Source organism: Paraclostridium benzoelyticum (assembly GCF_001006285.1).
In the GTDB taxonomy this organism is placed as follows: Bacteria; Bacillota; Clostridia; order Peptostreptococcales; family Peptostreptococcaceae; genus Paraclostridium; species Paraclostridium benzoelyticum.
In genome coordinates, this window is the sequence record NZ_LBBT01000340.1 from 1 (window position 1) to 5,988 (window position 5,988).

The 5,988-nt window shown below is 25.9% G+C and carries 7 protein-coding genes and 1 riboswitch; of the genes, 3 read left to right on the forward strand and 4 right to left on the reverse strand.

From position 1 onward, the window contains the following. Positions 1-7: 7 nt before the first annotated feature. The 4 genes from VN21_RS16320 to VN21_RS16335 form a co-directional block, all read right to left on the reverse strand. Positions 8-868 (reverse strand): FxLYD domain-containing protein, encoded by an 861-nt coding sequence (locus tag VN21_RS16320; RefSeq protein WP_046824195.1) that lies wholly within the window; start codon positions 866-868, stop codon positions 8-10. A gap of 119 nt (positions 869-987) precedes the next feature. Further along, a complete protein-coding gene (locus VN21_RS16325) occupies positions 988-1,677 on the reverse strand; it encodes a radical SAM protein (protein ID WP_046824196.1) in 690 nt (229 codons plus the stop codon). Further along, positions 1,670-2,257 (reverse strand): ECF transporter S component, encoded by a 588-nt coding sequence (locus VN21_RS16330; protein ID WP_046824197.1) that lies wholly within the window; start codon positions 2,255-2,257, stop codon positions 1,670-1,672. The genes VN21_RS16325 and VN21_RS16330 overlap by 8 nt, the downstream gene beginning before the upstream one ends. After that, a complete protein-coding gene (locus VN21_RS16335; RefSeq protein WP_046824198.1) occupies positions 2,258-3,226 on the reverse strand; it encodes a nucleoside hydrolase in 969 nt (322 codons plus the stop codon). A 98-nt stretch (positions 3,227-3,324) separates the two neighbouring features. Beyond that, a riboswitch (PreQ1 riboswitch) is annotated at positions 3,325-3,369 on the reverse strand. 604 nt (positions 3,370-3,973) lie between these two features. On the opposite strand from VN21_RS16335, the gene VN21_RS16340 reads away from it, so the two are divergent. The 3 genes from VN21_RS16340 to VN21_RS16350 all read left to right on the forward strand — a co-directional run bounded on the left by VN21_RS16340 (position 3,974) and on the right by VN21_RS16350 (position 5,701). Further along, positions 3,974-4,429 carry a hypothetical protein gene (locus tag VN21_RS16340; protein ID WP_046824199.1) on the forward strand — a complete coding sequence of 152 codons (456 nt, stop codon included), beginning with the start codon at positions 3,974-3,976 and terminating at the stop codon, positions 4,427-4,429. A 283-nt stretch (positions 4,430-4,712) separates the two neighbouring features. Continuing rightward, positions 4,713-5,168: a hypothetical protein gene (locus VN21_RS16345; RefSeq protein WP_046824200.1), complete on the forward strand. Its 456-nt coding sequence runs from the start codon at positions 4,713-4,715 to the stop codon at positions 5,166-5,168. A 209-nt stretch (positions 5,169-5,377) separates the two neighbouring features. After that, positions 5,378-5,701 carry a hypothetical protein gene (locus VN21_RS16350; protein ID WP_046824201.1) on the forward strand — a complete coding sequence of 108 codons (324 nt, stop codon included), beginning with the start codon at positions 5,378-5,380 and terminating at the stop codon, positions 5,699-5,701. Positions 5,702-5,988 lie beyond the last annotated feature (287 nt).

The window sequence follows — 5,988 nt, forward strand, 5'->3', positions numbered from 1 at the left end:
AATTTTTTTATTTTAATAATATTACTTCATTTAATTTTAAATTTACTTCAACAGTTGTATTGTCTTTTACGTCATCATAAATATATCCTATTACCTCTAATTTTTTTGCATCATTAGCATGTACGGAACTTAAACTTACATCTTGAGATTTTTTAATTACTTCATATGAATCCAAGTAAGTTACATTAGTGTACTCATTTTCATCATTTAACTCTGCAACTTCTAAAACTACACTTCCTATATCCTTATCTGAAATATTTTTTATTGTAATTTTAGAGCTATATCCACCATTAACTTCACTTACAAGTTCTGGTTTAGATATCCCCAATATATCATATTTTGAATCTTTTACAACTCTTTCCCTCGTAGTTGATATATCTAATTTATTAGTTTCTAAGTCTATACTTACAAGTTTATTGCCTAAGTTATATGAATATCCTGTAACTTTAACATCTTTAGCATATTTTTTATGTGCAGCTTGTATATATGCACTTTCATTTGGTTTTAATGTAATTTTACATAAAGCTTCTGTTTTTGCCAATGCAGTATTTTCTTTATCATACTCTCTGAATGTTAGTTCTATATTTCGAATGTTAAAGTCACTTGTATTTGTAACTTTAGTTTTTGTATCTATAATATTAAGTTCTTCACTATTTCCACTGTTATTTTCATTTATTATTTCTGTTTTACCTATTTTCAGTACTTTAGCATTTTTTTCATTTATATCAATGTTTACACTCTCAGATTCTATTTTTTTATTTATATTATTATCAGTAATACTTTCATTTGATGAGCACCCTGAAAGCATGCTAACTGTAACCATTAACATTGTACATATTATTGATGTCTTATTTATAATGTTGTTCATATATTAGCACCTCGGTTCTTCGTCTTTGTTATTATATTATACTATATATGAACTTAGTTCCATATTTTTTTTAAATTTTTTCATATTATTGTAACATTTTTTCCAAATTCACACATATTTTATTCACCAACTCCAAAATCAGTATTATTATAAAGCACTTCTATTTTTTCATTTTCATCTAAGAATTTATACTTTTCCTTAAACCAAGTAACTAATTCTTCATCTCTTTTTATACAAGAAGTGTTATTTATAAACACATTTATAGTAGCATGTTCAAAGTTATTCAAAACTATATCTATATCCCTATCTATCATTTCTTTAGTTTGACCTTTTATGCCTACCATCATACAAGGTGAATCAAAGTAAGCTTTTAGCTCATCTACAGTTTTAAACTTAGCATTTTTCTTTAAAAAGTTATTTCTAAAATCATAATCGAAACTTTCTACTCCAGTTTTAAATATTATAGGTATGTTAAAAAATCTTCTAATTTCGTCTAATCTATTTTTATAACACCAGTGACTTTCTAAAAATAACTTTTCTATATTTTTTTCGATTATAATACTTTTTATTCTATCTAAAGTATCTTTAGGAAGTTCAAAACAACTTCCTGAGTTTATAACTTCTAATACTTTATATTTCCCCGTAACATTTTCTAATACTTCAAAATTTAATCTATTCATATCTTCTTCATCATTGTCATTATCTAGAGTATAATCACAAAATGAACATTTACCCCATATACAAGGAAATCCTTTCAGAAGTACTATTTCACGTTTATTTTTATTATTGATTTCACTATATCTATCCATTGTTTATCTCCATATAACTATTTTTAAATTTTAATTTATTTATTATATTGTTTGGAACTAACGAAACTGCATATTTTACAATTACAACTGCTATAAATTTATCTGTATAGTCAGTTAGAACCTGTGTAAAAAATACGCCTACAATCTTATTAACTCCAAATACGGATAAAATTTGTACTATATATGATGATCCTGATGAAGTTACGCCTCCAAATACAAATGCTGCTATTATAGCACTTAATATAGAAGTTGGGATTGAAAAAGCCATTACTCCTATAAATATTTTACCACCTTTTAAAAAATCTTTTTCAAATATAATTCCAGCTATTAATCCCGTTGTTATCTGAACTGGCATAAAAAATAATGAATATATATCAAATGTCATTCCACTTACAAAGCTCCCTAAAATTCCTGTTAAAACAGCATATCTAGGCCCTAGTACACACGCTATAAATATAGTTCCAATCGAATCCAAGTATATAGGTAGTCTTAATGTCAGTGCTATAAACGCGCCAACTACATTTAATACAATACCTAAAGCTATTATTGTTACTTGGTATGTAGATAGAGTTTTTTTCATTTAAATTAATCCCCCTATCAAATCAATTTTATCTATGTGTTTAGGAAATAGCCTTTTTAAAAACATACTCATGAATTTTTTCTCGTCAACCTCAGTAAGCACTACACTGTTATGATTTCTTTTATAAAAGTCAAATGAATCTACTATACTCTGCCCCATAGCTATTCCACTTTCAACAATTTCTGTATATGATTCAAATCCATCACACAAACTTCTATCTATAAAATACGCTACAGCTAATGGATCATTTATAACGCATCCTATTATCCCTTCTTGGTTCCAATGAAAATCAATATAAAACCTTGTTATTTGTGTTATATATTCAGATAAGTTTTTATCTAATCTATTTATAAATTCGATAATATTTGGTGTTAATACTATTTTTCTAGTTACATCTAGCCCTATCATGTGGATTTTTTTAGGTAAATTTTTGTAAACATATTCAGCTGCATGTGGATCAACCCAATAATTAAATTCTGCAACAGGCGAACAATTACCGTGTATTCTAAATGCACCACCCATAGATATAAATTCATCTAAGTTTTTAAAAACATATTTTTCTTTCATAAGTGCTTTAGCAATGTTAGTTAATGGTCCAAGAGCTATTATAGATACATTTTTATTATTTTTTAGTGTTTCTATAATAAAGTCTACTCCCCCATATTTTATAAACTTATTAGGTACTTTCTCATAGAAATTTTCTCCAACACCATCTTCTCCATGTGTGTCTTGAGCTGTTACAAGTTCTCTTTTTATGGGATTTTCTTCTCCAACATATACATCTATGTTTTTATCAGAAAATCTATGAAGTGTATATAGAGCATTTTCAGCTCCAATCTTAGCAGGTACATTCCCGCTGCAAGTAGTTATGCCCAGTATTTCTAGTTCTGGTGAATTTATAGCTAATAATAAAGCTAATGAATCATCAATACCTGGGTCACAGTCAATTATTACTTTTCTTTTTTGCATAACAAATGCCTCCTTAAAAAATTATTAATAAGGAGAACCTTACAACTTTTAATTTAAAGTCATAGCTAAGGATATGTCTTATATACTGCCACTATATAATTACCTTAGTTTTTTATACTTGGAGGTTCTCGAACAAGTCCCAACGTTTTTTAATAATCGTTGGAGTTTCAACATCTTTATAGAGTTGTTTTATGCAATGTTCAGTAAAATATACTTATCCATAATTTTACCAACAACTTAGTTCTTTTTGCATGTTGTTTATTATACTATTAATTTCCAAAGTGTTCAACTATACTTTTGATTCATTCCATTTTTTATAAAATTATTTTATATATAGACATGCAACTTTTAATAGTTGTTTATCATATGTTATGACATTAGGTTGTTATTGTAAATCTTTATCATTATTAGGGTAAACTTTATCTCTTTAGTACTTATACTTAATAGGTCCTAGATAAATTATTCCTTCTTTTAATACATCTGTCACAAGGTTTTATTTAGTTTCGATATGATTTTTATTTTTATCTCCTAACTTTTTTGAATATCCATTTTTAAAACTGTAAATAATATACTTAACCTTCTCAGTAATATCATCGTGATAAAAACATTATTACCTATAAAGGCTAGAGTTTTTCTAGCCTTCTTATTTTTTACAAATCGAATTCTCTACTCCACTTCTTTTTTTAAATTTTTCATCATTATAGTTTATTGATACTACACATACTATGTTAAAAAGGATGTGTAGATATGTTTTTGAAAAAATTAAGTATCGTTTTAGCTATAACTTTAATTTTATTTACAAGCAATATAACCTTTACTCATGCTCTTATAGTTACTACCACAAATTCAGTTAACAATCAATATATTCAAGACTTGGAAAGAGTGGATAATGATATGTATCTGTTAACTAAAGCTGTCATTATGGGAGATTATAAAGAGGATGAGATTGGTAAAAGCATTAAATTTATAGAAACTTTAATTAACGACTTAAATATAAAAGTTTCAAAACTTAATAAAGAAGACACTGATTCTATACTAGCCATTCAATCTATATTAAATTTTTATAAAATATCTTTGATGAAAATACAATCATATTTAGAAACTAAAGATCCTGACAATTTAATTGATGCTATTAATGCATTTTCATTAGCTTCTAGCGCTTCAAAAGAATTAGAAAGAATTATAAGTGATGCGGGAAAATAAAATCCCGCCTTTTTATATTTACATAGTCTCTAATATAGATGCTTATGCTATTTTAGCTATGCAATCTATATTAAATTATTACAAAATATCTATAATATAACTAAAATTCTATTTAAAATATAATAATTCTGACAATTTGATTAACTCTATTACTCCATTTTCAATAGGATATAATCTTTCTGGTAGTTTAAGAACTGTTGTAAATAAAATTAAATAATTATTTTCTAATCCCCTATAATTTGAATGTTTCTACATATACTACTTATAAAAAAGGATGTGCACTATGTATTTAAAGAAGCTAAGTATCCTATTTTTTATAACTGTACTTATTTTTTCAAGTAGTATAAATACTGCTTCTGCTCTTAAGTCTCCAGCATATGATCCATATGTTAAATCCATTGCTAGAGATTTAGATTTTTTAGATAGTAATATGTATGTATTGATAAAATCTATTTCTTCAGAAAGTTTTGATATAAATGAAGCTAGAATACAAATTAGTTTCATAAATTCATTAATATATGACCTAACTGAAAAAGCTTATAATTTATCCCCAGAACAATCTGATATCGCTGCAGCTTTACAAGCTATATTGGGGTTTTACAAATTATCTATAATAGAAGCTGATAGATATCTCAATTCAAAAAACTCGGATGATTTAATCAGTTCTATAAATGCATTTTCAATGGGATATACCTCTTCAGTTACTTTAAGAAAGATAGTATTTAGAGCGGGAAAATAACATCTCGCTTTTCTATTGTTTAAAGCAATTTATATAGTTATATTAATATCATCATAACCTTAATTCCATACAAAACTAATTATCCTAAGTTTTTTAATGCTCATGTTATACTCATACATTGTTTTTTATATTTAGTTAATTTTTACTATTTTGATTATCGAATATTTATCTTTTTACTAGTTAAACTATACTAGAAAGGTGGTTTAATTATGAAAAAGAAAATAATTGCACTTTTATTTGTTTCATGCTTTTTATTAAGCGTATCTATTAATACTGTTCATGCTCTTAACGTATTTAAAGAAGGGGTATATAAGGTTGCAGATTTAAATTTTTCACAAGACAATCAATATATGGTTCAAAATGTTTCTCAAACTGAAGGTGCTTACCTTCAAGTATTCGATGAAAATCAGGTTTTAGTTCAATCTATTAGATTTCAACCAAACTCTGAAAAATTTAATTTAGTTAAAATTACACCTGAGTTTAGAATAGTAATAGTCGGGGAAGGTTCTATTTATATTTATCCCACTAAATAAGGTTAGTTCCTAGCATACTAGATTAAAGGTGCTCTTATAGAGCATCTTTATTATTTTATTTTCTACTAAACTCCACCTCATATTTAGCCATAAAATCTTTATAATTAAAATCGCTCCTTATAAGGAGCGATTTTAATTATAATCTTAAATGCATATTTTTATTTCTCTATTATTTATATTATTGTATAAGTTTCTAAATACATCTTGTTAATAAACTAATTACAAATATGATAAATGCAATTATTAATAATTTAGATTCTTTCTTCATATTTTAAAATTAAATGCCA

Coding starts and splice junctions, on each gene's coding strand:
- VN21_RS16330 (WP_046824197.1), bottom strand. CDS start 2,257: ATGAAAAAAACTCTATCTACATACCAAGTAACAATAATAGCTTTAGGT.
- VN21_RS16335 (WP_046824198.1), bottom strand. CDS start 3,226: ATGCAAAAAAGAAAAGTAATAATTGACTGTGACCCAGGTATTGATGAT.
- VN21_RS16340 (WP_046824199.1), top strand. CDS start 3,974: ATGTTTTTGAAAAAATTAAGTATCGTTTTAGCTATAACTTTAATTTTA.
- VN21_RS16320 (WP_046824195.1), bottom strand. CDS start 868: ATGAACAACATTATAAATAAGACATCAATAATATGTACAATGTTAATG.
- VN21_RS16345 (WP_046824200.1), top strand. CDS start 4,713: ATGTATTTAAAGAAGCTAAGTATCCTATTTTTTATAACTGTACTTATT.
- VN21_RS16350 (WP_046824201.1), top strand. CDS start 5,378: ATGAAAAAGAAAATAATTGCACTTTTATTTGTTTCATGCTTTTTATTA.
- VN21_RS16325 (WP_046824196.1), bottom strand. CDS start 1,677: ATGGATAGATATAGTGAAATCAATAATAAAAATAAACGTGAAATAGTA.